This is a genomic window from Leptospira limi, from assembly GCF_026151395.1.
Taxonomy (GTDB): Bacteria; Spirochaetota; Leptospiria; order Leptospirales; family Leptospiraceae; genus Leptospira_A; species Leptospira_A limi.
On record NZ_JAMQPV010000004.1, the window covers coordinates 146,669 to 172,824 of the forward strand.

At 35.4% G+C, this 26,156-nt stretch carries 29 protein-coding genes; 15 read left to right on the top strand and 14 right to left on the bottom strand.

All coding sequences use genetic code 11. The annotated features are described in order from the left end of the window. Nucleotide 1: 1 nt before the first annotated feature. From ND812_RS17315 to ND812_RS17330, 4 genes are read right to left on the bottom strand one after another with little or no spacing between them, the layout of a single operon-like run. Nucleotides 2-982, bottom strand: a complete 981-nt coding sequence (locus ND812_RS17315) for an AAA family ATPase (RefSeq protein WP_265376598.1) — start codon at nt 980-982, stop codon at nt 2-4. Further along, nucleotides 973-2,292 (bottom strand): LIC20035 family adhesin, encoded by a 1,320-nt coding sequence (locus ND812_RS17320; protein WP_265376599.1) that lies wholly within the window; start codon nt 2,290-2,292, stop codon nt 973-975. The genes ND812_RS17315 and ND812_RS17320 overlap by 10 nt, the downstream gene beginning before the upstream one ends. After that, the gene (locus ND812_RS17325; protein WP_108961200.1) at nt 2,289-2,831 is read right to left on the bottom strand and encodes a PaaI family thioesterase; all 543 of its coding nucleotides are present in this window, start codon (nt 2,829-2,831) and stop codon (nt 2,289-2,291) included. Before ND812_RS17325 ends, ND812_RS17320 begins: the two co-directional genes overlap by 4 nt. Further along, on the bottom strand, nt 2,828-3,688 hold the full coding sequence (locus ND812_RS17330) for an alpha/beta fold hydrolase (RefSeq protein WP_265376600.1): 861 nt from the start codon (nt 3,686-3,688) through the stop codon (nt 2,828-2,830). Before ND812_RS17330 ends, ND812_RS17325 begins: the two co-directional genes overlap by 4 nt. Nucleotides 3,689-3,779: 91 nt before the next feature. Here ND812_RS17330 and ND812_RS17335 point away from each other — a divergent pair, with 91 nt between their 5' ends. Continuing rightward, on the top strand, nt 3,780-4,208 hold the full coding sequence (locus ND812_RS17335; RefSeq protein ID WP_265376601.1) for a hypothetical protein: 429 nt from the start codon (nt 3,780-3,782) through the stop codon (nt 4,206-4,208). Between the two features lie 116 nt (nt 4,209-4,324). Then, nucleotides 4,325-4,465, top strand: coding sequence for a hypothetical protein (locus ND812_RS17340; RefSeq protein ID WP_265376602.1), 141 nt, complete (start codon nt 4,325-4,327; stop codon nt 4,463-4,465). Here the strand turns inward: ND812_RS17340 and ND812_RS17345 are convergent. Genes ND812_RS17345 through ND812_RS17360 form a run of 4 tightly spaced genes read right to left on the bottom strand, consistent with a single transcriptional unit; the run spans nt 4,451 to nt 7,939 of the window. Beyond that, on the bottom strand, nt 4,451-5,722 hold the full coding sequence (locus ND812_RS17345; protein ID WP_265376603.1) for an NAD(P)/FAD-dependent oxidoreductase: 1,272 nt from the start codon (nt 5,720-5,722) through the stop codon (nt 4,451-4,453). The genes ND812_RS17340 and ND812_RS17345 overlap by 15 nt on opposite strands. 2 nt (nt 5,723-5,724) lie before the next feature. After that, the gene (locus ND812_RS17350; RefSeq protein ID WP_265376604.1) at nt 5,725-6,198 is read right to left on the bottom strand and encodes a low molecular weight protein-tyrosine-phosphatase; all 474 of its coding nucleotides are present in this window, start codon (nt 6,196-6,198) and stop codon (nt 5,725-5,727) included. After that, nucleotides 6,199-6,873: a M48 family metallopeptidase gene (locus ND812_RS17355; RefSeq protein ID WP_265376605.1), complete on the bottom strand. Its 675-nt coding sequence runs from the start codon at nt 6,871-6,873 to the stop codon at nt 6,199-6,201. Beyond that, entirely contained in the window at nt 6,860-7,939 is a 1,080-nt protein-coding gene (locus ND812_RS17360; protein WP_407658612.1) for a putative porin, read from the bottom strand. The genes ND812_RS17355 and ND812_RS17360 overlap by 14 nt, the downstream gene beginning before the upstream one ends. 189 nt (nt 7,940-8,128) lie before the next feature. Here ND812_RS17360 and ND812_RS17365 point away from each other — a divergent pair, with 189 nt between their 5' ends. The 4 genes from ND812_RS17365 to ND812_RS17380 are packed head-to-tail and all read left to right on the top strand — an operon-like array spanning nt 8,129 to nt 10,991. Beyond that, nucleotides 8,129-9,046, top strand: coding sequence for a ParA family protein (locus ND812_RS17365; protein ID WP_265376606.1), 918 nt, complete (start codon nt 8,129-8,131; stop codon nt 9,044-9,046). Further along, complete coding sequence (locus tag ND812_RS17370; RefSeq protein WP_108961192.1) at nt 9,030-9,740, top strand: ParB/RepB/Spo0J family partition protein; 711 nt, start codon at nt 9,030-9,032, stop codon at nt 9,738-9,740. The genes ND812_RS17365 and ND812_RS17370 overlap by 17 nt, the downstream gene beginning before the upstream one ends. Nucleotides 9,741-9,747: 7 nt before the next feature. Further along, entirely contained in the window at nt 9,748-10,392 is a 645-nt protein-coding gene (locus ND812_RS17375; RefSeq protein WP_265376607.1) for a DUF1569 domain-containing protein, read from the top strand. Then, nucleotides 10,389-10,991: an NADPH-dependent FMN reductase gene (locus ND812_RS17380; RefSeq protein ID WP_265376608.1), complete on the top strand. Its 603-nt coding sequence runs from the start codon at nt 10,389-10,391 to the stop codon at nt 10,989-10,991. Before ND812_RS17375 ends, ND812_RS17380 begins: the two co-directional genes overlap by 4 nt. On the opposite strand, the gene ND812_RS17385 is transcribed toward ND812_RS17380, so the two are convergent. Next, nucleotides 10,942-12,042 (bottom strand): acyltransferase, encoded by a 1,101-nt coding sequence (locus tag ND812_RS17385; protein ID WP_265376609.1) that lies wholly within the window; start codon nt 12,040-12,042, stop codon nt 10,942-10,944. The genes ND812_RS17380 and ND812_RS17385 overlap by 50 nt on opposite strands. 80 nt (nt 12,043-12,122) lie before the next feature. Between ND812_RS17385 and ND812_RS17390 the strand changes: the two genes are divergently transcribed. Continuing rightward, nucleotides 12,123-12,551 (top strand): Crp/Fnr family transcriptional regulator, encoded by a 429-nt coding sequence (locus ND812_RS17390; RefSeq protein WP_100715991.1) that lies wholly within the window; start codon nt 12,123-12,125, stop codon nt 12,549-12,551. A gap of 11 nt (nt 12,552-12,562) precedes the next feature. On the opposite strand, the gene ND812_RS17395 is transcribed toward ND812_RS17390, so the two are convergent. Next, nucleotides 12,563-12,814, bottom strand: coding sequence for a hypothetical protein (locus ND812_RS17395; RefSeq protein WP_265376610.1), 252 nt, complete (start codon nt 12,812-12,814; stop codon nt 12,563-12,565). Nucleotides 12,815-12,816: 2 nt separating this feature from the next. Next, the gene (locus tag ND812_RS17400) at nt 12,817-14,319 is read right to left on the bottom strand and encodes an HDOD domain-containing protein (RefSeq protein ID WP_265376611.1); all 1,503 of its coding nucleotides are present in this window, start codon (nt 14,317-14,319) and stop codon (nt 12,817-12,819) included. Between the two features lie 87 nt (nt 14,320-14,406). Between ND812_RS17400 and ND812_RS17405 the strand changes: the two genes are divergently transcribed. Next, nucleotides 14,407-14,934: a hypothetical protein gene (locus ND812_RS17405; protein ID WP_265376612.1), complete on the top strand. Its 528-nt coding sequence runs from the start codon at nt 14,407-14,409 to the stop codon at nt 14,932-14,934. 457 nt (nt 14,935-15,391) lie between these two features. On the opposite strand, the gene ND812_RS17410 is transcribed toward ND812_RS17405, so the two are convergent. Continuing rightward, nucleotides 15,392-16,669, bottom strand: coding sequence for an STAS domain-containing protein (locus ND812_RS17410; protein WP_265376613.1), 1,278 nt, complete (start codon nt 16,667-16,669; stop codon nt 15,392-15,394). 177 nt (nt 16,670-16,846) lie between these two features. Between ND812_RS17410 and ND812_RS17415 the strand changes: the two genes are divergently transcribed. The 7 genes from ND812_RS17415 (at nt 16,847) to ND812_RS17445 (ending at nt 22,995) form a co-directional block, all read left to right on the top strand. Next, nucleotides 16,847-17,152: an HU family DNA-binding protein gene (locus tag ND812_RS17415; RefSeq protein WP_004788037.1), complete on the top strand. Its 306-nt coding sequence runs from the start codon at nt 16,847-16,849 to the stop codon at nt 17,150-17,152. Nucleotides 17,153-17,193: 41 nt separating this feature from the next. Beyond that, nucleotides 17,194-17,646 (top strand): VanZ family protein, encoded by a 453-nt coding sequence (locus ND812_RS17420; RefSeq protein ID WP_265376614.1) that lies wholly within the window; start codon nt 17,194-17,196, stop codon nt 17,644-17,646. 85 nt (nt 17,647-17,731) lie between these two features. Next, nucleotides 17,732-19,348, top strand: coding sequence for an FAD-binding oxidoreductase (locus ND812_RS17425; RefSeq protein ID WP_265376615.1), 1,617 nt, complete (start codon nt 17,732-17,734; stop codon nt 19,346-19,348). Next, nucleotides 19,348-19,989 (top strand): TetR/AcrR family transcriptional regulator, encoded by a 642-nt coding sequence (locus ND812_RS17430; protein ID WP_265376616.1) that lies wholly within the window; start codon nt 19,348-19,350, stop codon nt 19,987-19,989. The genes ND812_RS17425 and ND812_RS17430 overlap by 1 nt, the downstream gene beginning before the upstream one ends. After that, nucleotides 19,989-20,915 (top strand): diacylglycerol/lipid kinase family protein, encoded by a 927-nt coding sequence (locus ND812_RS17435; protein WP_265376617.1) that lies wholly within the window; start codon nt 19,989-19,991, stop codon nt 20,913-20,915. Before ND812_RS17430 ends, ND812_RS17435 begins: the two co-directional genes overlap by 1 nt. A 4-nt stretch (nt 20,916-20,919) precedes the next feature. Beyond that, the gene (locus ND812_RS17440) at nt 20,920-22,560 is read left to right on the top strand and encodes a glycerol-3-phosphate dehydrogenase/oxidase (RefSeq protein WP_265376618.1); all 1,641 of its coding nucleotides are present in this window, start codon (nt 20,920-20,922) and stop codon (nt 22,558-22,560) included. Beyond that, on the top strand, nt 22,561-22,995 hold the full coding sequence (locus ND812_RS17445; RefSeq protein WP_265376619.1) for an acyl-CoA thioesterase: 435 nt from the start codon (nt 22,561-22,563) through the stop codon (nt 22,993-22,995). Here the strand turns inward: ND812_RS17445 and ND812_RS17450 are convergent. Together ND812_RS17450 and ND812_RS17455 are read right to left on the bottom strand one after the other, a co-directional pair. Then, nucleotides 22,992-23,996, bottom strand: coding sequence for a P-loop NTPase family protein (locus ND812_RS17450; protein ID WP_265376695.1), 1,005 nt, complete (start codon nt 23,994-23,996; stop codon nt 22,992-22,994). The two genes, ND812_RS17445 and ND812_RS17450, sit on opposite strands and share 4 nt — an antisense overlap. 91 nt (nt 23,997-24,087) lie before the next feature. Continuing rightward, nucleotides 24,088-26,106, bottom strand: a complete 2,019-nt coding sequence (locus ND812_RS17455) for a protein meaA (RefSeq protein WP_265376620.1) — start codon at nt 26,104-26,106, stop codon at nt 24,088-24,090. Nucleotides 26,107-26,156 lie beyond the last annotated feature (50 nt).

The following is a 26,156-nucleotide window of genomic DNA, read 5'->3' on the forward strand; positions in this document are numbered from 1 at the left end:
TTTAAGGAACTTCCGTAACTGTTAAAATCCTTTTGATAATGGAAGTCGTGCTTACATCCTCACTGATAGCATCAATTGTTAGGTGAAGTCGATGTTTAACAATTTCAGGAAAATACCTTTGGATGTCCTCTGGTATGACAAACGTTCTTTCTTCTAATAAGGCATTAATTCTACTTACTTTCAGTAAGGCAAGACTTGCTCTCGGGCTTACTCCATGTGAAAGTAATACTTTTAAGTCTTTGTCTGATGTGGATTCTGGCCGTGTATTGCGTGTTAATTGAACGATATAAGAGAATAATTTTGGATCAACAAAAACATGGTTTGAAATTTCTGATATTCGCTGGATTTCCTTTGGTTTCATCACTTTTTTCAGTGATTTTTTTTCAAAATTTACATTCCCGTGTTGGTGAAGGATTGAAACTTCATCTTCAAAACTAGGATAATCAACATTTACTTTAAAAAGAAATCGGTCTAATTGTGCTTCTGGAAGCGGATAAGTTCCTTCTTGTTCAATTGGGTTTTGAGTTGCGATGACAAAAAATGGAGGATTCAAATCAAAAGTTTGGTCCGCAATCGAAACTTGTCGTTCTTCCATACATTGTAAGAGTGCAGATTGCACTTTTGCTGGCGCGCGATTGATTTCGTCGGCTAACAATACATTCGTGAAAATTGGGCCTTTTCTAATTTCAAATGAGGAAGTTTTTGGATTGAATATATTTGTTCCAATCAAATCTGCTGGTAATAAATCTGGAGTGAATTGAACTCGAGAAAACTTGGCATCGATAATGGATGCTAAGTTTTTAGCGACCAATGTTTTTGCAAGGCCTGGCATACCTTCCAATAAAATATGTCCATTTGCAACAAGTGCTACAAATAGGGATTGGATCACTTCATCCATCCCTGATATTGATTCCGCTAATTCCGACCGAATGAGTTTCATTTGATCGGAGATTTCTTTGATTTGTTCTTTGTCTATTTGCATTGAGAAGCAGTCATCTTTGGCATTGGTTTATCTATCATGTAATACTCTGTTTTACCACCGATTGTCCAACATCCCATTTTTCTACCTTGTGGTTCAACAGGACCTCTTCCTAATTCTTTTCCATCTTCTGAATATTCAGTCGCATCTTCAGTGGAACGAATCACCATTCTTTTTTTTCCAGATGGATAGAAGTAAGTATAAGGTATACTTGGTTTATAATTTAATTTTAAGTCTTGGAGTTCTTCGTCAATTTTAACAATTGAAAAAAACATTTTTCCTTCGCCTAAAATTTTGCCTGATTGGTCGTAAACTTTTGCAGATTCTAACATACTTTCATTGGCCATATTTCCATGATAGGCGACTTGTCCGTTTTTATAATAAAACTTCCACTCACCAGTTCTCGTATGTTTTCTTGGTCCTGTACCAAATAAATTTCCATCAGGATAGTATTCTTTCCAAATCCCTGTCCTTTCGTATTTGATATCTAAATTTTCAGAGTTTTCTTTTTTAGAATAATTTCCTTCTGCTAAGATATTCCCTTTGTTTCCAAACATTTTCCAAAGGCCAGTTCTAACATCTGCAGAATAATTCCCTTGTGACTCTATGGCACCATCTTTATAATAATTTATTTCTAATCCATTTTTTAAACCATTGGAATAGGAAACTTTTGTTTTGATACCATTACCATCGGAACCTACAAAATAATATAACCATTCTCCATCTTCTTCATTCTCTTTGAAGGCACCTTTTTCTACCCACTCACCTTTGTTATTTTTTCGGAAGTACGGACCATTTTTTTTGTCATCTACATATGTAGTTTCAGAAGATACGTTCCCTTGTTTATCGTACGTTTTGGCGATCCCTTCCTTTTTGCCATCGACCCATGGAGTTTCCGCAATGAATTTTTGAGGATTTTCTGGATCAGGTTTTTTCCAAATCCCTGTTTTTTTCCCGTCAACGTATTCTCCGATTTGGTCAAGTGTAGATTTATACTTTGGATTTTCAGGAGTTGACCCTGGTTGTTCGAATTGAATGTATTCTTCCCAATAACCATGTTTAGGGAGTGATTTAATTTTTGGTGCTGCAAATTTGGAAACCTGGTCTTCTGTACATTTTGTTCCACCACATTCTGCTTTCACTTCTCCAACAGCTCGAATTCCACCTGAATTTTTGAATCGTTCGGTGCGGATCCATTTACCCTTTGTTAATTTGAGTTCAAATTCCTGGTCACCTGATCCATCTTTTACTGATGCACCTGAACATTGGATTAGCAATGTTGTGATCATTAATGCATAAATTTTTCGATTCATGTTTCTATCCTGTCAAAGAGATGTGCTCGTTTCAATTTATTAACAGATAATAATTCATTCGCAATCGCTATTTTCCCGCCTGTCAATTTTTCTGAGAAAAATCTTGGAGGGAGTATATGAAATGCACCCTCCCCTTTTACATATAGAATTTCCCCATTTAAGGAGGTTAATTCGCATTCAAGTAATACCTTTCTTTTGGCCTTTTTTATGGGCCATGCACGAATTAATAATTCTGTTTCGACAGGAGTTGCTTTATGGAATTTAAAACTCATTGTATCCGTCATGACGATGTAACCTAAATGGAAACACAGTCCTCCCATTGCTTCGTCTAACACTGTCGACAAAATACCACCATGCACGAATCCTGGTGCACCATTATAAAGTTTTTTGAAATTATATGTAAAATTTACCTCTCCAGTATCATCGTGGAAAGTAAAATCTGCTACAAGCCCAAGTGGGTTTTCCTTTCCGCAACCAAAACAAGTGTCATGATGGATTTCGTAACCATGTCTGGATGGATTTTCGATAGGTGAATTCATTGTGTGTCCTTTGGAGTCTCTTCGTTTAGAAATTGATGTATGACGTGTGCAACCTTTTCCGGGTGATCCATATGCAAGTGATGACCACCGCTTAAAATCACTTCGGATAAGTTTTTGATTGCTGATTTTCTATTAGGGAAGGCATTTGCAATCGGGAAATTGGATTTGTCGCCTAGTATGAGTAATGTTGGACAATCTATTCTTTCGCAAAACGAAACTACTTGTTCTTCCGTATAACGAAAAAAAGAATTAAAATGTAATCGAATATCCCGTCTTGGTTTTAGCCCACGTGGAGTTTTTTCAATTCCTCTTTCCATTAGCACGGAAGCAGAATTTTCTGTCATGTCCCCTGCTCTAAGGCGAATCGTAATCGCGGACTCCATATCAAGAAAATAGGTTTCTTTTTTCCCTCTTGGGTGAAGAATCTGTCTGATTGCCTCCGACATGATATCAGGTGCAGCTTGTGAAACATTTGTTAGTGGGCCAAGAGCTTCAATCAAAATAAGTTTTTTGATTTTTAATAAATTTGTACCAGCAACTAACGTGGAAATGGCGGCTCCCATTGAATGGGCCATTAATATAAAATCTTCTATTCCTAAAGATTGGACGATGGATACAATTTCTAATGCGTATTCTGCAAAGTAATACACTGTGTTTTCAGGTTTGTGGCTTGATTTGCCATGACCAGGGAAATCAATTGAGATGAATCTATACTCTGGAAAATAAGGAGCAAGAGGTGCAAAGCTATTTGCATTGTCGAGCCAACCATGAAAACACAGAATTGGAATGCCTTGTGGATTCCCCCACTCCAATCCCTCGATTGAGTGAAATTTGGTGCGAATTGAAATCGGCAACATAAATATATGGTTTCTCGGCACCTTCGGATTGTAAACATTTATCTGGCGAAATAGACTTGATTCTTTATTTTGCTCTGATGGTATTTGTGGTATGTTATTTCTTCGGCTGTGTGTAGTTTTTTTAATTTGTGTAACCACAATATTGGGACAAAATAGAACATTGAAACAATGTGTCTCCTTGGTTGATTGTGAAAAAAAGGCAGATCTCACTTCCATTCATAGAAAAAAAATAACTTTCTTATCTTTTGGCATCAATGAGTTTTCAAAAGATGCGACAATTCAATCACTCATTCCTATTTATCTAAAAAGAGCCAAATCGATTCTTCTTGAAGCGAATGGAGATACTGGTTACACTGGAGAAGTTATACTAAAGGTTACTCATAAACCAGAATACAAACAGGCTCAACTACAAAAAGCGGAAGAAGACCTTTCCTTCATAGAGAATCAATTAGCTAAATGTTCTCCAGAACAAGTTAAAGAATTTAATGAATTAAAAGGAATACTTCAAAATTCTAAATGAGTCGTTTTATTTTTTCTGTAATTTTCATTTTCTTTAACTTTCATTGCAGTCAACTATCTAGAGAGGAACAATTACATGATGAATGTAATACAACTCGAAAGAATGGATATTTGTATATGATACCTATCCTCCAAAAACACACACCAGATGGTGCAACCGATACCAATACGATCTATTGGATTGGCAATACAGAATTGGCTTATAAAAAATGCATTTCAGAAGCAAAGAAAAATGAGTTCAATTTACGTTCCAATTGATGCATCATTTGCTTCTTCTTGGATTAGTCTTGAGCCGGCTCGAAATGTTAAATAACTCCAAACCCAACTGATGAGAGTGCTCATCTTATTTTTGAATCCAACTTGGTAAACAAGGTGTACAAAGAGCCACCCAAACCAACCCATTATACCCTTTAGCCGTATTCCGCCAAACTCAGCAACTGCATCTGTCCTTCCGATGGTTGCCATATTACCTTTGTCAAAATATTGAAATGGAATTAAGGTTTTATTTTTTTCAATTGATTGTATGATTTTAGCTACATATCTCCCTTGTTGCATGGCAACAGGAGAAACTCCTGGCAGAGGTCTGTTTAAACCTTTACTAAAATTGGCAGCATCTCCAATAACAAATACATTTGGATATTCTATTGTTCTGCAAAATTCATCTACAACGATTCTATTCGCCTTATCCTTGTTAATTGAAAGTTTTTGTGATAGTTCTGAGCCCTCAACTCCTGCAGCCCATATGATAGTATTAGATACAATCGTTCTATCTTTGAGGACAACTCCCGTGTCGGTTATATCCAATACAGGTGAGTTAGTTAATACTTCAACTCCCCTACTTTCTAACTTTTCCTTTGTGAAGGAGCTGGATTTTTCGCTGAATGCATTTAATAATCTTGGACCAGCTTCTATTAAGGTTACTTTTGTCATACCCGAATCGATACTACGTAAGTCTTTTCGAATGATATTATGTGATAACTCAGCAATGGAACCTGCTAACTCAACTCCAGTTGGTCCTCCGCCAATAATCACATAATGCATTAAACTTTTTGCTTTTTCGTAATCTCCGATTAATTCGGCTTGTTCGAAAGATAATAGAATCTGTTTTCGAATTGCCAATGCATCTTTTAAATTTTTCAATCCTAAGGTTTTTGATTGCCATTGAGAATTTCCGAAATAACTGGTTTTTGCTCCTGTAGCAATTACCAGATAATCATATTTTTCGTTATGGTTTTGAAATGACACTTCTCTTGTATTAAAGTTGATACCTGTCACCTCACCATATAAAATTTTTACATTTTTAAAATCGGTTGTTATAGATCGAGTTGGAATCGCTATATCTGCTGGAGAAAGTACTGCAGTTGCTACTTGGTAAAGTAATGGTTGGAACAGATGATGATTCTTTTTATCGATTACTAAAATTTCAAAGTTTTCCTTGTTCCCGAGTGATTTGATAACTTGTAGTCCACCAAAACCAGCACCAATGATAATAATCTTTTTCTTTAATTGGGACACATTTATACTCCTAAGTAATCTAAGAAGCCAATAGAACAGTTCTCTACTAATTCTTGAACGTTTTCAAAGTCCTTTTCACTTCCATAATACGGGTCAGGAACTATATCAGGTCCTGTATCAGAACGAAATTTTCCGAATTTAAAAATTTTATTTTTTAGGGCTTCATCATTTGTTAGACTTAGTAATTCGTTATAATTGTTATTATCCATAACAATTAAATAGTCAAAGTATTGAAGATCCTTAGATTGTAATTTTCTAGATCGATGGGTCAATTGGATTCCATGTTGAAGTGCTGCTTTGCGTGTCCGAGGGTCTGGTAGTTCTCCATCGTGATAACCAGATGTACCACAAGAATCAACTTCGAACATGTGATCTAATTTTCTTTTTTTTATTAAATTTTCGAATGCACCTTGAGCCGCTGGAGATCGACAAATATTACCCAAACAAATAAACAGTACTTTAATTTTATCTTTCATTTAATTTAAATAGTAAATATAATTTTTACCGCATTCTCTTAGCCATTTTTCAGCTATTTTAAAATTAGGATTTTGACTTTTTACCAAATTCCAAAATTTTTGTGAGTGGTTGTGCTCGATCGTATGTGAAATTTCATGTAAGATAATGTAATCTATAATATAATCTGGGCAATGTACTAAGCTTAAGTTGATTGATATATAATTTTTGGAATTACAACTTCCCCATAATGATCGCATTGTCCTTATGCTAATTTTGTTTACCTTCGTTTTTAAATTGAATTCAAATTTTTTTACTAATGGTTCAATTTTAGAAGTTAATAGGGATTTTAAATAATGTTTTGCTCTTTTCTTTCTTAATATCTCATTTTTCTCTTTTTTTACATAAAAACCATTCATAGGATCGTAGAATGTCTTTTTGTCATTGAAATAAATTTTTACACTTTCCCCGAATATGTGAATTGTTTCACCGTCTTCAAATTTGAGGCTCTTTGGTAAATCTTTAGGGATTTTTTGTAGTTTGTTTAAGATCCAGTTTTGTTTTTCGGCGATAAAGTTTTCTAATTGAATTTTTGAAATTTTTGCTGGGTGTTTTAGTACGACCCTACCGTTTAGATATACAGTTAATGATATATTTTTACTTTTTGTGATTTTTCTTTCAATTTCAATTTGAGTCATTCGTTTCTATTTTTTCTTTAATTCCTGATTCTTGTTTTTCTGCATTATCGATGCCGTGGTTCCATTCTATTTTGTTGAGAACTCCTAATTCGATTGAAAAGTCTTTAATATTGATATGAGATTTAAATCCAGAGACCAGATTTGAAGTCAAATCAGCCACGGTCAATCCTCCTTGAGAAGTGAATCTCCCTTCTGAGAAAAATCGTCTATGATTGAGTCTAAAATAACTTAACCATGTTGGATTAAATTGGTAACCTACTTCAATTTTAGAACTCCATCCGAAGCCATAATTTTCAGAGAAAAAGTTAATCGATCTCTGAACATGAAAATCTCTGGTTTTTATCCTTCCGATTGAAGGCATAAAACTAAAATCGAAATATAAATTGTTTTTGGAATATCGATAACCACCACCATAAAAAAATTCCCACAGATCATTAGAGTAACTTAATCCTAATCCTATCGGCGCATAAAAAACAGGAGTTGATTCTATGTATTGATTCACATCATAAAAAAGGTATTTGAAGTAGGAATATCGGGCTCCTGTTGCTATGAAAAAACCAGAACCTTCTTTCCAGTAATCAGGATTTGCATCCTGAAAATAATAACGACCAAAAAGCTCGATTCTGTTTTCAACAATGGTAGATTTACCTTTTCCGTCGGCAAAATTTCTGCTTCCTGAATATACAGTTGCTGAGTCACGGTAACTCCATTCTCGGGTTGCAATATTTGTTGAATTTTCAGTCGAAACTGTTCCTAGAAAAAAATCTTCATCCCTAGCTTCACCTGATTTTTGATTCCAACCCGTTGTTTTCAGTTTTCCATTAATTTCCCATCTATCTTTTGTATAAATTCCCTGGATTCCAAATAATGTGAAAGTGCGCGGGAAGGAAATTCTAGAACCACCACGAATACCTGATAAATTTGGGTATTTATTGCCTGTTTCAAAGATGTACTCACCTCCGGATTTTTCGATGGATGGTCCCCAAATAACTTCAGATTTCGTTGGAGTAGTAATAACTAGTAAAGAGGTAAAAACGAGGAAAAATTTGAAAAAATTTTGCACCAACTTAGAATGAATATTACCTCAATGTTGTAAATTCGTAATTTGATTTCCTCTAGGTGTTTTGAGGAAACTTGGTGAGTTAACATCTCCAATTAAAATTACCTCTTAGGGGTGAAATGATTTCACCCCTAAGAGACATAATTAAATTGACAATAGTCATCAAGATACGATGGTTAGAGTAGGTTAGGTAAAGTGGAAACAGTTTTTGATTCTGAAGAGGCTGCAAAATTTGTTGGGATAAGCCTCGATGATTTTCAGCAGAGGGTAACGGCATTAAAAGTTCCTGGATGGAAAACTGGTGAATTTAAGAAGTCGGTACTTTCCAAATATTTTGAAATCAATCATTCGGAAGGATTTGATAGTAACGTTATAGCAATCTCTAACCAAAAGGGAGGGGAGGGGAAAACAACTATCAGCTTATACTTAGCAGAAGCACTTTCGGAAAAACATAAAGTATTATTAATTGATTGGGATCCACAAGCGAATGCTACTCAGTTATTTCTAAATGACGATGTTACTTCAATAATGGATTATTTGGGATATCGTGGAAAAAAACCAAGAAACATTGAACCCCTTATCAAAACAGTAGCGAAGAATTTTGATTTATTACCTTCCACATTGGAACTAGCAAACCTGACAACACCTTATGAAAGAGATGACTTTGAATTATTAAAAGAGGCGATTTTACCATTAAGATCAAATTATGAATATATCATCATTGATTGTCCTCCTTCGTTAGGATTAATTTTAGAAAATGCATTGATTTGTGCAGATTATATTCTTGTACCAATTCAAACTAGGGCATTTAGTTTACAAGGGATTCGAGACTTGTATGAAACCATCCAAAAAATTCAAAGAAAAGCCAATCAACGATTAAAACTTTTAGGTGCTGTCTTAAATCAATTCGAAGGCCAAAAAGCTTTGGCTGGTTTGGCAGAGGGAGTTAAAAAATATTTCCCTGTATTTGAAACCGTTATTCAAAGGCGTGAATCCATTCCGCAGGCTCAGGCAAAAATGAGTTTTTTATCAAAAATCGACCTAGCAACTATGAAAAATTTTCGAGAATTGGCAATAGAGGTTAAAGAGAAAATCAATGTCCAAAAAAACTGAATTCCAAGCCTTAGATTTAATATCAGCTTATTCTGAGAAAAAAAAGAATCCTTCTCATCTTGAGTTAAGCCAAATATTTCCAAATCCAACCCAACCTCGGCTTATTGGTAGAGAAGATACTTCTGATTTACTCCCTTCCATGGAACGACTAGGTCTCATAGAACCCATACTGGTTCGAAAAGAAAAAGGTAAGTATTTAATCGTTGCTGGTGAACGAAGATACCGTGCTGCATTAAAGTTGGGCTGGAAAGAAATACCAGCCATTGTAACAGATGCAAACGAAGATGTTTGTTACGAAATGTCTTTAGCAGAAAATGAAAAACGAAAAAATTTAAATCCTTGGGAAGTTGGAAAGGCAATCCAATATCTAAGGAAAGAAAAGAAAAAAACTGCCGATGAAGTTTCAAATCTTTTAGGTTACAGTGAAAGGTATGTTAAACAACTTAGCAGTATAGCAAGATTAGATCAAAAATCAGTAATGGAATTGATCATAAGTGGTAAGCCATTGTCAGTCAAAAATTTAGAAGATTTACTAAAAAGAAAGGAAAATAGAGGGGGTGAAATCATTTCACCCCGTGTTGGATTATCGCAGACTAAAATTAGCATTAATGTCGGAAAACTAAATAGTAAATTGCGCGAGAGTTTTTTAAAGGAATTAAACTCGCTCAAAAAAAAATACGGTATCAGTGAATAGGGGAAAAATGAAATCAACTTTAAAATTAAAAACAATAGATGATATCGAAAAAGAATTATCAATTATAATCACTTGCGAAAAAAAACAAAAATCAGACATTACATTATCGCAAATTTTTGATTTTTTGGCTGAGTCCATTGAATTATCCATTCAGGGAGTAGGGTATACTACCAAAAGAACAACTATAAATAAACTTTTAGGAAAATATAAATTTGCGAAACTTATATCAACTGGCCATTATACGAAGGCAAATCAAATCCCCGGTTTCCCACCTAAAGACTTAGGTGATCCAGAATCTGCACAATTAAGATTAAAAACATCTTTAACGGCTTTTAAATTACATTCTGGACCGTTTGCTGACCATCCAGTTTTTGGGGAACTTGATAAAAAACAATGGGAGAAAATTCATGGAATTCTAGCTTCTTTTTTGTTTGGATACATACAGTTGTTTGGTGATGAGAAGCTAAGATTCACGAAAGATAGAGAAAATAAAAAAGATAGAAATTTTTCTGAAAAAAAACAAAATCACCACCAAAGAAAAAATGAAGACAAAGGTGAGTCCAAACCAAGCGGACACAATAATAGAAAATGGAAAAATAAAAAGAAAGCCCATTATAAGGGAAATAGAAACCAAGGAGGTGGACCTAAATGAGGATAACGTTAGTAAGCGGAAGTCATAGAAAAAATTCACAATCATTAAAAGTAACAAATTTTTTAGCATCAATTTTAAAAGATAAAGGCATCGAAATTAAAATTCTAGACTTAGGTAATTCACCATTACCAATTTGGGAGCCTGGAATGTGGGAAAAAGATTCGGAGATAAAAAAGTTTTGGAACGAATACAACCAAGGATTGTCTGAATCGGATGCATTTGTATTTATTACTCCAGAATATGCTGGTATGGCAAGTCCAGCGATGAAAAACTTTTTCCTATATTTATCTGGTGGGGACATTTCTCATAAACCAGGGCTTATAATAACGGTATCAAGTGGAATGGGTGGAAGTTACCCAAATGCCGAATTGAGAATGTCTAGTTACAAAAATACAAGAATCGTTTACATTCCAGACCACGTTATTGTGAGACATGTAGAAACACTTTTAAATTCGGAATCACCAGAATCTAAGGAAGATACATATATCCGAAGTAGATTAAACTATGTTTTGAACGTGTTAGTAGAATATGCAAAAGCGTTCACAGCTATTAGGTCAAGTGGTGTGATTGATATAAAAACTTACCCTTTTGGATTATAATCGATATTAAAATTGGAATTCCTACGTTCAATAATAGTGTCAATACATACCCAAAAAATGGACCTCCAAAGGTATATGGATCTACACTGTGCATAAAGTGTATGATAAATGGATGCAGTAGGAAGATAAATAAACTTTGATTTCCTATATAACTGAGGATTTTGGATATTGATCCATTGAAATCATTCAGGTATTGCCAAACGAATAACAGAAATAGTATCGGATATATGGTGTGGTGATTTTTTAAGTCTGTACCAAATAAATGACTAACTATTAGTACCAAAATTAAAGATAAAACGTAATAAATTGATAATATAAATTTTGAATTCTGATTGATTTCAGAATTCGATTGTTTTGTTTTCCCTATATGAATTCCTAGAACGAAGAAAAAAATATAATTGAAGATTGAAATTGAATGGTACTCAATCGGTAAAAAAGTATCAAAAAACCCTAAATTGGATATCACGTTGATTAAAAAGGAAATTAATAGGATTATATTTCGCCAATTATCTTCTTTCATGATTGGATTCAAAATATAGAATAATATGTAAAATTGTAACAACAAAGGTACAAAATAGAAGGGTGTAAACACTTTACCTAAAGCATAAAAAGTAAAAAACTCATTGAGTGAATAATGATTGTATTTAATCCAATACCCAAAAATTGAGAATACCGTATAAGGTACAACTAAGTGCCTAAATTTTGATATCCAATAACCTTCCTTTATTTTTAGAAAAATAGCTGATGTCAGGATAAACATTGGGACAGAAAAACGTGCCAAATTCGATAACATCAATGTATTATGGATAATAAAAGTATCACCAGGATGAAAAAACTGAAAGTAAGAATGGATATGAATCATTACAATTCCTATCATTGCAAACCCTCTTAATACATCAAAACGTGATTCTCTGCTATTTTTTGATTGGTTTGGCACTGGAAATAATAATGGAATGCGGAAGAAGTAAAACGTAAGTGCCAACATCCCTGCTAGTATGATCCCTAATAATTCCCATTCCATATCGTAATTGTCCTTTTCGAACATTTTCATTTTATATTTCAGGATGGAAAGGAAAATGAATTCAGATTTTAGCCAAAATAGCCAAAAATAGATATAGGAGTCACCATTTTATGAGCAAACTCAACATTCCGCCGAACCAAAGGATCTTCAAAGAAGGGGAGTTGAATAATGCTATGTACATCATTTTGCAAGGGAATGTAGAAATATTTTTTACTGTTAATAACAGCCAAACACGATTGGCGCTCATGAAACCTGGGGATTTTTTTGGAGAAATGGCTTTGTTTAGTTCCAATCCAAGGAGTGCAACTGCAAGGACAATTACAAACTGTGAATTAGCAGTAATTGAGAGTAAACAACAGTTAGAAAATTTCTTGGTTAAAAATCCGAAATTCGCAGCCAAGATGGTTTCTATTATGGCGGATCGATTGGCAAAAACAAATGAATTATTAATTAGCAGTATGGAAAAATCTGTTGCTAAGAAAATTGAATTTAGTACCGAATTAGGAAAAGATTTAAAAGAAGATTTGGGAAGTGTTTAGTTTTAATCCTATCAACCATAAATAGATGGTAAGTTTTTTTTGACTAAAGTGATTTCTAATATAGGCGCATAACTGAGTAAATTCTTCAAATTGACCTTATGACCTTCCGCGAGTACAAATTCTTTCAATATTTCTAAAGTTTCTTCGGGTGATAAACTTGAGATAAAAGGGTATTCTGGATGGCCAACTAAATTGAGTTCGTCAGCTAAATTCGGGTCTTCTAAATCTTTTTCTTCCAGTGTAAGTAATAATTTCCAATCCATTTTTAAATAAAGAGATTTTGGTATTCTTCTCTATGTTCCTCAAATTTTACTTTAAAACGATCTTGCATTTCTCGAAATTCTTTTTCTGAGTGAATTTCAAAATAATCCAAAACTTCTGGTTCAACAGTAAAGTAATTCCCTTTTCCTTTGCCGATATTTGACAGGATGTCTGCCAAGTATATGATTTGGCATAAAATGTTATTTCTTGATTTACACTGCCAAGGTTTGTGATGGAAACGAATTACGTCTAAAATTTCTTCAGGGAAATGCCATTTGTCAGAAATTAAATAACCAATCTCCGAATGAGTTGTTCCAACCGTGTATTCTTCAACCCATTCCGAAATTTCCGTATTATCGTCGCTTCTCAAGACTCGGATCTGATTCACTTGGCTTAAATCAAGGGATAAGAGAACCATTCTTCCTAAATCATGTAGTAGGGCAGCGATTGTTGCAGATTCTAAAAGTTGGAAGTGTTTTCGCTTTTCTTCTAATAAAAATTTCACATACATAGAAGTTTTGAAAGAGTGAGTCCAAACTAGAACTTGTTTCGCATAACGAGAGTTAAGTATTTTTTTGGCACCCAAGGCCAAAAAGATTGACTCCAGGTTTTTTAGACCAATTCGTTTCACTCCTTCAACAACAGAAACAATAGATTTATGGACTCCAAATAATGGTGAATTTGCAATTTTGATGATTTCAGCCGCGATCGCTGGGTCTTTTTCAGCTTCAGTCGCAATTTCTTGGAAAGTAACATCTTTCTTTTTTGCAATCGTGATTAATTTATTAATTTGAGCTGGCAATGGCGGAAGTGAATTTACTTCTCGGATCAAAAGGTCTTTGATGCGTGATTGGCTATCTTTTGGGATCAATTGTTTGGGAATACGAATGATCACTTCCGTATAGTCTTCACCTGTTACCAATTCGAAAAATTGGTTCGGTATTCCTGAATTACGAAGTAGGATATGAATTAATACAATGCCAAGACCAGAACTTTCCTCATTGTCTACGGATTCTCGGTAAGCATCATTGATATTTCTATACTTTGTTGAAGCTTGGACCCTTCTAACGATTCGATTTTTTTCTTCTGGTAGGATTTTTGCATTATTGCGAACTCGAAACTCAATAAAATCCTCTTTGTACATTGTACTAAGAGAGATAGAATAATTTGATTTTTCTAAAGATGAAAAGACTCGTTTGCGATGGTGACCAAATTCTTCCTTATAAAGACTAATCCCTCTTGCATAATCTTTTTCATCCCATAAGTCTAACCCTTGTTCTGAGAAAAAAACACGTTTCCCATTGGCTTTACAACCATTCACTAAAAGTTCGCTTAGGATGGTGAATAAAATCTCATGGAGGAATTCCAGAGAAATACTCCTAACCACTCGACCAATCCAAATGTCCAATTCCGGACAGTCGATTTCCGAAAAATGGACATATTCTTTGGTGATCAATTTTCCAGAGAGAAAGTCCTCCTGGAATGTCATGAGTGGGGGAATCGACATGATAAAACTGTTTTGAACCTTGTTTCTCTTTTTGAAAACCGAAAATTTTATTTTGAAATTTACTTAGAAAATCCGATAATAGTAACTATGGAACTCTCGAAAAAAAGCCTTCTCTTTACCATTTTGTTCAGTTTAGCAGTTGTTTCAATCTCTGCACAGGACACTAAACCACAAACAACAACTACCGACGTGAATCAAGAAAATCACGATGCCAAAGAAGGCCAAGACAAAGAGTTGTTCGAGTACTACTATAAAACACGTCCAGAAAATTTACCACCTAATAAAGCAAAACTCGAATATAACCTGATTAAGACGCTCAAAAAAGAAATCATGAGTCGTGATTATTCAAAAGAGTCAGCAGAATCAATCAAAAAAATAGATGCAACTAACATCCAATACGAAAGAGTTTATCGAGATAGCAAATGGTTACGTGGGTTTATGACTCAAAATACACATCTCAATTATATGGAATATATGTATGTTGTGAAATATGATAAATATATGTGTTTTGTTACTTTTGATGTAAATCCTGAGAATTATTTACAACAATCACGTCAGTCTCATTTGGTTTTTTCTGGGAAGGATAAGTTCGAAGTAACAATTCCGAAACCCTAATTGCCAAAAAAACAGCCGTTAAAGTAAGGAAATAGTAAAAACTAAGTTTAAAATATTTTTCTAAGTTCTCTAAAAGGGGGAGTGGTTCTTCATTCCCCATTATTCTCGAAATTGCCGTAGGTTTTCCTAAAATTAGCAATTCCTTCTTATAAATTTCAATTGTATCACCTAACCTTAATCTTTTGTAAATGGAATAAGGGATTTTTTCTGTAGATTCATATAATGATCCATCAGATAATCCAAAATTATAATGGCATTGGTAAGCGATAGGGAATTGGTTTTTAACTCGAGACAATTCTTGGACTCTCGCAAAACTTCTGTTTTTCTCATTGATGAGCGATGTGGACTCCTCTTTTAGGAAGGAGTTTTCGTAGTAAATGAGGGAATAGAATATAGAAATCACTAAAAAGGAAACGAAAACCGAATTGGATATCCAAACGGAAATTCGTGGAGTCATCTAGGACTTAGATGGCTCCTCAAAAGACTTCAAAGCATCTTCGCGATCAGAAAAAAATTGGAATGCATTGGATAAACCTAAAAGATGAAACACTTGTAGGATAGAACTTGTTACACCAACAAGTGCCATTTCCTTGTTTCGTTTTTGTAAGTTCATTTTTACATCTAAAATCATACGTATTCCTAAACTAGAAATGTAACGTAATTCAGAAAAATCTAATATTAAATGTTTTCTATCGGCACCAACCATTTCATCAAGTATGGTTTGTGTGATTCGGTCTAACGGACCAGATTCCATCCGCCCTTTAATTTGAACAATGACAGTTCCATTGATGCGTTTTTGTTCGATTTCGTATGGTAAGTCCTGCATGGATTCCCCTCTCTTTAGTGGAACGACTACAAATAATTTCTCAGGCGATAATTTGATTACCGCTTTTGCATATGGTGGAAAAGGGTAGTGTCTCTCTGTCAGAGAATCCACTGCCAAACCACCATTCATTTCGGAAATAACTTCCACTTGATCCAAAGCCCTAAAATCTGCCAAGGAAAACTCTGTTTCTCGTGATTTGACTCGTATTTCTCTGGAATACACGTGGAAAAATGGCTCATGTTTCGAAAACGGAGGGAATTTTTTAGGGAAACAGGAACTGATCCAACCTGTTGATCCTGCACCCGTGTAAACAAGTAAGCCAGAACATTTTTGTTCCTCCTTTTTGTCCAAATAGGTGATCCAAAATCTTGAAGTGAGATCTGGGCTATTGTTTCGGATGGATAGTTCACAAACAGCTGGAACAGTTTTAAGTTTTGTACCATTTGGATACACAATTTCGGTTTCTAAAAGTGACCAAGACTCTATTTTTGTTTGTTTAAAATTGTGTTTCACGGCTTCACCAAGTTCTTCCGCTGTAAAGCCAAGAAGTGCACCCACTGAAGAATCTGGATCAGAATTACATCCAATCAAATGAGTACTACCAACCAAATGGGCTACATACGTAAAATGATTATCACCACCATGTGCGACGACTAAATCATAATTCGAACCAGATTCAGGGTCAAAGTGTTCTCGGAAAACAAAATCAGCCTTTGGAAATACATGTGTTTTTAGATACTCACGGGAACGAATTTGCCTTTCGTGGGATTCAAATGTTCTTTGGAATACATTTGGATTTTGTTTTGTGACTTCCTTATAGGCTTGGATGGAACCATAAGTTTCCAGATCCAACTCGTATTTGGTTCGTTTGAAAACGACAACGATCTTCTTGTATTTGATGGAAGTCATGAGTTTTGGAAGAAATTCCCATTTTCCTTAGGAAAATAAAGGTTTTTTTACAAAAACTACGATTTTCTTAAGGAATTTTAAGAAAAATTGTATCCAAAATGATTTTAATCTTGTACCAAAACAGGTAGTTTTGTAAATAATGTGTAACCGTTAAATGGTTTAGAGGAAAATCAAAGTATGGCAACAACTCCTACCCCAATGAAAAAGTCCGAAATGCTCAGCGAACTCGCTGAAACAACTGGAATGACCAAAAAAAATGTAGCAGCATTTTTGGACTCTTTCGTTGAACTCGCTTACAAAGAAACTAAGAAGAATGGTGCATTTGTCATTCCTGGTCTAGGTAAACTTGTTAAACGTAATCGTCCGAAAAGAAAAGGTAGAAACCCTGCAACTGGTGAAGCGATTGTTATTCCTGCAAAAACAGTTGTGAAATTCACACTTTCTAAAACTTGCAAAGACGCGGTTGTACCACCTAAAAAATAAAGTCATTAATTCTCCCAGGTGGGAATCTACCTGGGAATTTTATGGAAAAAAAACCATATCCATTCTCACCGTTTGAAGACTCTCTCGTAGGGGAAAAAACTCTACTTGTTTGGCAAGATAGCCATCATTCTGAAAAAAATTTAAAAGATCATCTACTGATGGCTTTGGATTTAAAAGAAGACCAGTTAGTATTCACTCCAAACGCCATAAAACAAAAGTTAATGGTTTCATATCCTACCGAAATTAGGAATTTAATTGCTAACAATCAAACATCTGAAATTTCCAAATTACTGATTGCGATTGCAAAAGGGAATACTCCAACAAATTCTCAACCAGCTTTAGATATTTGTTTTGAACTCATTGAATGGTTGTTAACTGGATTTGATTTGGATGAAGTTTTAAGAGAAACTTTGTCATTATTATTCGGAATCACATTATCAATTGAGTTTTTAACATCTGTTCGTGCTGAGTATTTCAAAGAGTTACGTGGTTAAATAAAACGAACAAAATTATTTTTTGGTTGTCAATTTGTGAATTTGGTTCAAAATTTGGAGCAAATAAGGATTTTTGGTAACTTCTATGCAAACTCGAAACATCTATAAATGGGGATCACAAGAAGTGGAAGAAAAACTTCCCTCACATACATTGGATTTTTTAAATCATCAATTCCCAGTATCAAACGAATTTAAATCTTCTCTTCCTAAAGGTGAACTTCCTTTAAAACCATTAAAGAAATCGAAGTTAACTCCTACAGTTATTTCAAAACTTAAAAAAATTGTGGGGAATGCGAATGTTTCGTTAGACGATGTTAGTCGGGCAAAACATTCAATGGGAAAGTTTTATACCGAGATCTATAAAGCTCGGTTCGGTGAAGTATCGGATGTAGTCGATGTAGTGGTCTCTCCTAAAAATGAAAAAGAAATTGAAGAAATATTAATACTTGCGAATGCAAATAAAATTCCTGTCATTCCTTTTGGTGCAGGATCCACCGTCACAAAAGCACTACAGGCTCCGAAAGGAGGAATCTCCCTTGATTTGTCTCGATTGAATCGCATCATTGAATTTAATGCAATTGATTCAACTGTAACTGTTGAAGCTGGTGTGTATGGGCCTGAATTAGAGAAACATTTAAATGACAGGGGATATACCTGCGGACATTTCCCACAATCCTTTGAATTTTCAACTGTAGGTGGTTGGATTGCGGCAAAAGGAGCAGGGCAAGCATCAACGGGTTACGGTAAAATAGAAGATATACTTCTTGGGTTAACAGCCATTACACCTTCTGGTAAATTTGAATCAAGAATTTATCCCGCAGCTTCCATCGGTCCTGATATGTTTCGTTTGTTTCTTGGAACGGAAGGAAGTTTCGGTGTCATTACCAAGGCTACTTTAAAAATCCGCAAATACCATTCACAAAATTCTGCAAAAGGTTCTTTTATATTCAAAAACTTTGAAAGTGCAGTTGAGACAATGCGAGAAGTAATGCAAGGGGGATTTGGAAAACCTCATTTTTTCCGAATCCAAGATCCAGAAGAAACAGATATTTCTTTTCATATGAGTGGATTACATGGTGGAAAAGAGGATCTTTTTCTAAGGTTTATTGGTTACAAACCAATGCAAAGGTCACTTATGCACATCATCATCGATGGGGACCCTTCTTATACAAAAGAAGTTTTGAAGAAAATCAAAAAGATCGCTAAACGAAATGGAGGATTCTCCACCGGAGAATCACCTGTTAACAAATGGCTACACCAAAGGTATTCAAGTGCATACTTGCGTGATTATTTAATGGATGAAGGCATTCGAATTGATACCTTAGAGACAGCTGTTAGTTGGTCAAACCTTCATACTCTTTGGGAAAACACACGAGCATATATCAAAAGTTTTGAAAATACGTCATGTATGGTCCATATATCCCATGCCTATGAAAATGGAGCAAATTTATACTTTATTTTCATAAGCCCAATGGATAAACAAAATGAAGTTTCCTCATTTGTTAAATTTCATAAAGGAATTATCGATAGTATCCATGAAAATGGTGGATCCTTGTCACATCACCATGGGATCGGAAGAATGTTATCTCCATGGATGGAAAAGGAAGTAGGGAAAGAAGGGCTTCGTATCCTTTCTTCTCTCAAAAAAACTTTTGATCCAAAGGGAATCATGAATCCAGGTGGATTGTTGGGATTAAAATAATGGGCGTTTCTGAAAGGAAAAAAAGAGAATTTGCACAAAGAGAAACGGACATTCTAAATTGCGCGATTGAACTTTTTCGAACAAAACATCCATCGCTTGTGAAGATGGATGATATCGCAAAACATTTGGAAATTGGCCGTGGTACGATTTATCTACACTTTAAAAGTAAAGATGATTTGATGGCTCGTATCCAATATGAAGATTATGTTCGTCTTCGGGGAAGGCTAGAAAAAGCTTTCGAAGAAAAAACTGCTATTGAAATGTCTAGGCGTGCCATTCGAGCCTACATAGATCATTGTTTAGGTGATAAACATATGTACCTCGTTGCAAAACAATGTGGAGTTAATCTAAACATAGATAATGTTTCGGAAGACATGAGAAAAATGCTCACTGACGAAAGAACAAATCGATTGTCTTTATTAGAAAAAATTTACAAACAAGCAAAACTAGAAAATCTCATCAACTCACGAGGAACCTATCCCAATGTGGCCGTTGCATGGGGAATGATACGTGGTGCAGTAGAAGTGATTCTCGATGGGCATTTTCAAAATGAAATAAAAAGTGAAAAAGCTTATTTAGAAACGATAGAACATGTTTTATTTTTTGGATTATTTTCAGGTGGAAACAAAGGAGAAACATGATGAGAAAGATAAAGGTAATTTTAAATCCAGTTTCGGGTGGAGGTCTTTCTGCAAAAGTTTGGCAAAAAATTGAACCTATTCTCATCCAAAAGGGGATTCCCTATTCCTATGAAGCAACTACCAAAGAAAAAGCCGCAAAGGATATCGCAAAGGAATCTGTAAAACAAGGGTATCATTGGATTTTGGGCATTGGAGGCGATGGTACTTTCTCAAATATCATCAATGGACTTTTTGAAAATGGAAAATTGATCAATCAAAATGTTGTATTTAGCCCAATCCCTGCCGGCCGGGGAAATGATTTTATCAAAACGGTAAAGGTTCCAAAAAATCCGGTAAAAGCTTTGGAACAAGTGTTAAATGGCAACGAAAGACATATTGATTTAATTGATGTAACTTATACCAAGCCCGATAAATCAAAAGGTAAATATTTGTGTTTGAACTTGGCTGATTTTGGAATGGGTGGAGAAGTTGTATATAGAGTGAACCAATCAAAATTAGGTAGGATTATTGGTGGCAAAGGTGTATTCCTTTTTTATACAGTTGTTTGTTTGTTTTCATATACGAATAAAAAAATCACACTCACACTTTCCAAATTTGAGAAAATCACAAATAAATGTAGGTTAATTGTTTGTGCAAATGGCGAATTTGCTGGAGGAGGAATGTGGTTTGCACCGAAAGCAAAGTTAGATGATGGAAAAATGGATTTATTGGCAATCCAAGACGTTTCCGTTTTTGAAACGCTTCGAAAATTTGGAAATCTTTACCAAGGAAAATTATCTGATGATGCAAAAGTAATTTCAAAACAAATTACTGAACTGACAGCAGAGTCAGAAGAAGATGTATTTATCGATGTAGATGGAGAAAATATGGGGCAACTTCCTGCTCAGTTTAAAGTTCTTTCCAAGGTATTACCTATTAAATGTTAAACTTATGAAAAATAGCACCAAACAAGAAAATTCGAGATTAGATCATTTAAAAAAAGAATACGATATTCTTGTCATTGGAGGTGGGATTACAGGTGCCAATGTTTTATGGGATGCGACACTAAGAGGTTACAATTGCCTTCTAGTGGAAAAAAATGATTATGCATCTGGTACGAGCCAAGCTACTTCCAAACTAATCCACGGCGGACTACGTTATTTAAAGAATTTTGAACTAGGTCTTGTGCGTGAATCTTTATCAGAACGAAGGTATCTAGCAAAAATCTCTCCACATGCTGTTCGACCTATGGGTTTTATCATTCCGATTCGGTCTCTCTTCCAAAGGATCCAGTTATTGCTAGGAATGGAGTTATACAATTTATTATCTTTTGATAGAAACAAAGAAATTGACCCAGATGTTCAACTTCCCAGATACCGATGGAATTCTGTTGCGGAAACAATTTATAAGGTGATGGGACTTGGTAGAAAATCACTAAAAGGAAGTTTCCAATACTACGACTATGCAAACCCAAATCCTGAGAAACATACTACTGAGTTTATCCTTTCTGCTAAAGAAAAAGGTGCACATGCTTTTAATTATTTGGCAGTTACTACCTTAAAAAAACAAAATAGCGGTGGTTATACGGTAGGATTAACAGATGAAATCACTGGCAAAAAAGTTTTGGTATCCGCTAAGGTAGTTGTCAATTCGGCAGGACCTTGGGCAGATATAATCGAATCAATGGCGGGGATTTCTGCTGAAAAAAAATTAGTTCGATCTAAAGGGATCCACGCAGTTGTACGCAATATTTGCGGAAATGAATGTGTTGTATTGTCAAAACGAGATGGCTCACATTTATTTGTGATCCCATGGCGTGGGAAAACAATCATTGGAACTACTGATACTGCATATGAGGATGATCCAGACAAATTTAAAGTTAAACAATCTGAAATTGTTGATTTGATAGATGAAGTGAATTTCAGTTTTGGTTTTGCAAAATTAACATTAAAAGATGTCGATTATTATTACGGTGGATTAAGACCACTTGTAGAGGATCCAGGTAGTACGGAGGGAACATACTCTGCATCAAGGAAGTCGGAGATATTTCATTATGAAAATGAAGGTTTCGCTGGATTTTTTTCTGCACTAGGTGGAAAATACACAACAAGTAGAGCGGTTGCAGAAAGTTTAGTGAATGCAATTGATACTTATACAAAAGGAAAACTTGTTCCTTGTGTTACAAAGTTCACACCATTACTCGGTGGAAGATACCAGAATCTTAAAGAATTAGTTACAGAAATTCAATTTAAGTTTCCACAAGTCCCCGGCATTAAGTTAGATACATTAGTTAAACGGTATGGCAGTTTAACATGGAAAATATTATCATTAAAAGGATTGGATACATATCGAATTCCAAATGGTGAGGTGTATTATGAAGACGAAGTGGAATACATTGTGTTAAATGAAGACATTCATCATTTAACTGATTTTTATTTTAGAAGGTCTGGTGTAGGAACAGTTGGGAAAGTAGAACCATCAGAACGATCTCGTTTAGATAAAAAAATTGCTAAGTTACTTGGTTGGAGCGCAGATCGCCTGAAAGAAGAAACCAAAAAAGTTGATGAACGTTACCAGTGGTTTGTTGATTAAGTGCCCAGAATAAAAATCGATATTCCAAATCATAAAATATTTGAAACATCCTTATCTGTTCGAATATCAGATATCAATTTTGCCGGACATTTGGCACATGATGCAATTCTGACTCTAACACATGAATGTAGAGCTAGATTTTTCCATTCCCATGGATGGACTGAGATCAATGTAGAAGGGAAAGGGATAGTTGTTTCTGATGTGGCTATCGTTTATAAATCAGAAGCTTTTTTCCCTGATGATCTAAACATCCAATTGTATGTAGATCAAATTTCATCAAAATCATTGGATATGTTATATGTGATCACACATAAGGATGGAAAAGAAATTGCTCGTGCTAAAACTGCAATTGTCTTTTTTGATTATTCGGAACGGAAACCTTGCCCAATCCCAGCAGTGTTTTTAAGTGTCATCAAAAAAGAATCTAAGAGTTAGTTTTTGTCGTTTTGAGCTATTTTGTTTTGAATGAGAGATAAAAATTTTGTTTCTTCTAACTCATAATTGAACTTATGAATGCCACCTAAAGAATTGAGTCTGACAGCTTGATTCCAAGTATTGGATTCCATTTTTTTCCAAATCCCAATTCCAAAACGGCCATATTCATTTCGAATCCACTGCATAAGTTGAGTTATAGTTTCTATATTTTTATCCTTCCGTTTCGAATATGTTAGAATAAAATTTAATAGTTCTTCTATCCCTTTCTTTTTTACCACTGATGTTTTAAAAATTGGTGGAAGTGACTGGTCAGGGAGAATGTCTTTGATAAATTCGAGAGTGGACTCTAACATATAATAACTTGAATTGGCGAGGGATTCTTCATCACATTTGTTGATGATAAAAGCTTCCGGAACTTCCATAATCCCAGACTTCATAAACTGAACTTGGTCACCACCCAAAGGTTGCATCACAAGAAATGAAATATCGGAAATGAGTGATACTGAAATTTCGTTTTGTCCAATACCAACCGTTTCAATGAATACATAATCAAAAATCTTTCTTAAAAAACGGATTACATGATAGGTATAGGGATTAAGTCCACCTAATTCAAGTTGAGATGGTTGTGATCGAAAATAAATCCTTGTGTCCCTTCTGGGAAGAGTGACTCTTGTTCGGTCTCCAAGTATCGAGCCACCACTGATATTGGAAGAGGGGTCAATTGCCACGATTGCCATTTTTTTGTCTGGTGCAAAGTCCAGGAACAAACGACAAAGTTCTCCGAGTAACGATGATTTGCCGGCACCAGGAGTTCCTGTGATTCCAATGGTAAGACCTTCTTTGGCATTTGGTTTTTGAGATTGGATTTCGTTGAACAAACTTTCTCGAAATCTTAGATTATTTTCTGTTTCGATTTTGGAGATGATTTTAGCAATGGGAAACTTCTCACCAAGAAGTGCTTCTGAAACCAATTGCGATAGTGTTTCTGTGGAATCCATCAAAGAGTGTGCCATTGTAAAATGAGTTAAATTCAAGGTGAAACCTCCACTAACATTCATATCGAAATGTAGTGGAGGCAGTTGGATCTCGTGTTTAAACGAGGGCTGGTTCAACCGAAATGATATCAATGATTTTGTTCATGATCGACATCAAATCATAATCTTTTGGAGTAAAGATTTCACGGATTCCCATTTTTTTCAGTTCTTCAAAATCGGATTCTGGGATGATCCCACCAATCACAACTGGGATGTTTGCTTTGTAGTGAGCAAGTTCATCAAATAGTTGTTTTGCGATTTCTTTATGGGAACCAGAAAGAATGGAAAGTCCAATCACATTTGCATTTTCTTCCACCGCAGATTGTACGATTTCCTCTGGAGAAAGTCGGATTCCGGAATAAATCACATCAAACCCACTGTGTTTTGCTGATACTGCAATCATCTCAGCTCCATTGGAGTGGCCATCAAGTCCCGGTTTTCCTACAACAATTTTTGGTCTATGGCCATGGGCTTTTGTGAAGGCATCCACTTTCCCGCGAACAGTTGCTACTTTATCATCAGAGAGGAAAAGTTTTTGTCCGTCTACACCTGTTGGTGGGTTATATTCGCCATACACTTCGCGAAGAGCATCTGCCCATTCTCCTGTTGTCACAAGTGCTTTTGCACATGCAATGGAGTATGGCATAAGATTTTTTCCATCTTTTGCTGCTTGTTTGAGTTCCTCTAAAGATTTTTTAGCGAGTTCTGCATTCCGACGTGTTTTTGCTTCTGCCAATACACCTAATGTTTGTTCAGCGGATTTAGGATCAACTTTGAAAATACCACCGTCAGAGTCAGTCATAAGTGGTGATTTGATCCCGTCAGTCCATTTGTTTTTACCAACAATCACAAGTTCATTGGAATTGATTTTGGAAAGCCTTTCGGTTTGTGATTTCACGAGTTGTGATTTCATATAACCATTTTCAATGGCAACAAGAGCTCCACCCATATCGAGAATTTTTTGGATTTCCAATTTGGCTTGTTCTTTCAGGGCTTTTACTTTTGATTCAATGACTTTTGATCCTTCAAAAATATCTGGGTATTCTAAAAGATCGGTTTCATATGCTAATACTTGTTGCAAACGAAGTGACCATTGTTGGTCCCAAGGTCTTGGAAGCGAAAGGGCTTCATTCCATGCTGGTAATTGTAAAGCACGGCATCTTGCGTTACGAGATAAAGTTACACCCAATGCCTCGATGAGGATTCTCCATGCATTGTTTTCTGGTTGTTCTTCTGTGAGACCAAGTGAATTTACTTGTACTCCATAACGGAACACTCTGTACTTTGCATTTTTGACACCGTAACGTTCTTTTGTGATTTCTTCCCACATTTCTGTGAACGCACGCATTTTGCACATCTCTTCTACAAAACGAATCCCAGCGTTGACAAAGAAGGAAATCCTTCCCACACACTGTTCGAATTCATCTTCTGTGAAACAGTTTCTTTCTTTGATGGCATCTAACACAGCAATCGCTGTTGCAAGAGCAAAGGAAAGTTCTTGTACAGGTGTTGCACCCGCTTCTTGTAAGTGATAAGAACAGATGTTAGAAGGGTTCCACTTTGGAATATTGTGCAGACAATATTCATACATATCCACGATGATTTTCATCGAGTCTTTTGGTGGATAAATGTATGTTCCTCGTGCCAGATATTCTTTGATGAGATCGTTTTGAGTGGTTCCGTTCAGTTTTTCGAGGGGGACTCCACGTTCTTCCGCAAGTGCCACATAAAGTGACAAGAGCCACATAGAGGTTCCATTGATGGTCATCGATGTGTTCATCTCTTCGATTGGGATCTGGTCAAATAAAATGCGGAAATCTTCAAGTGAGTTGATAGGAACTCCCACTTTTCCGATTTCAGGCCTTGAGACTTCGTGGTCGGAGCTATAACCACACTGAGTGGGTAGATCAAATGCAATGGAAAGCCCTGTTTGGCCTTTAGAAAGGTTCTTTCTGTACAACTCATTGGAGGCTTTTGCGTTGGTGTGCCCTGCATAGGTCCTAAAAATCCATGGTTTGTCAGGTTTTCCCTGTCCATTCTCGTCAACGAGAAGGTAATCTTTTTTTTCGGCGGACATTCTTTGCCTCGTTTTATAATTTCTATGTATAATTGAAAATCTTCTGGAAT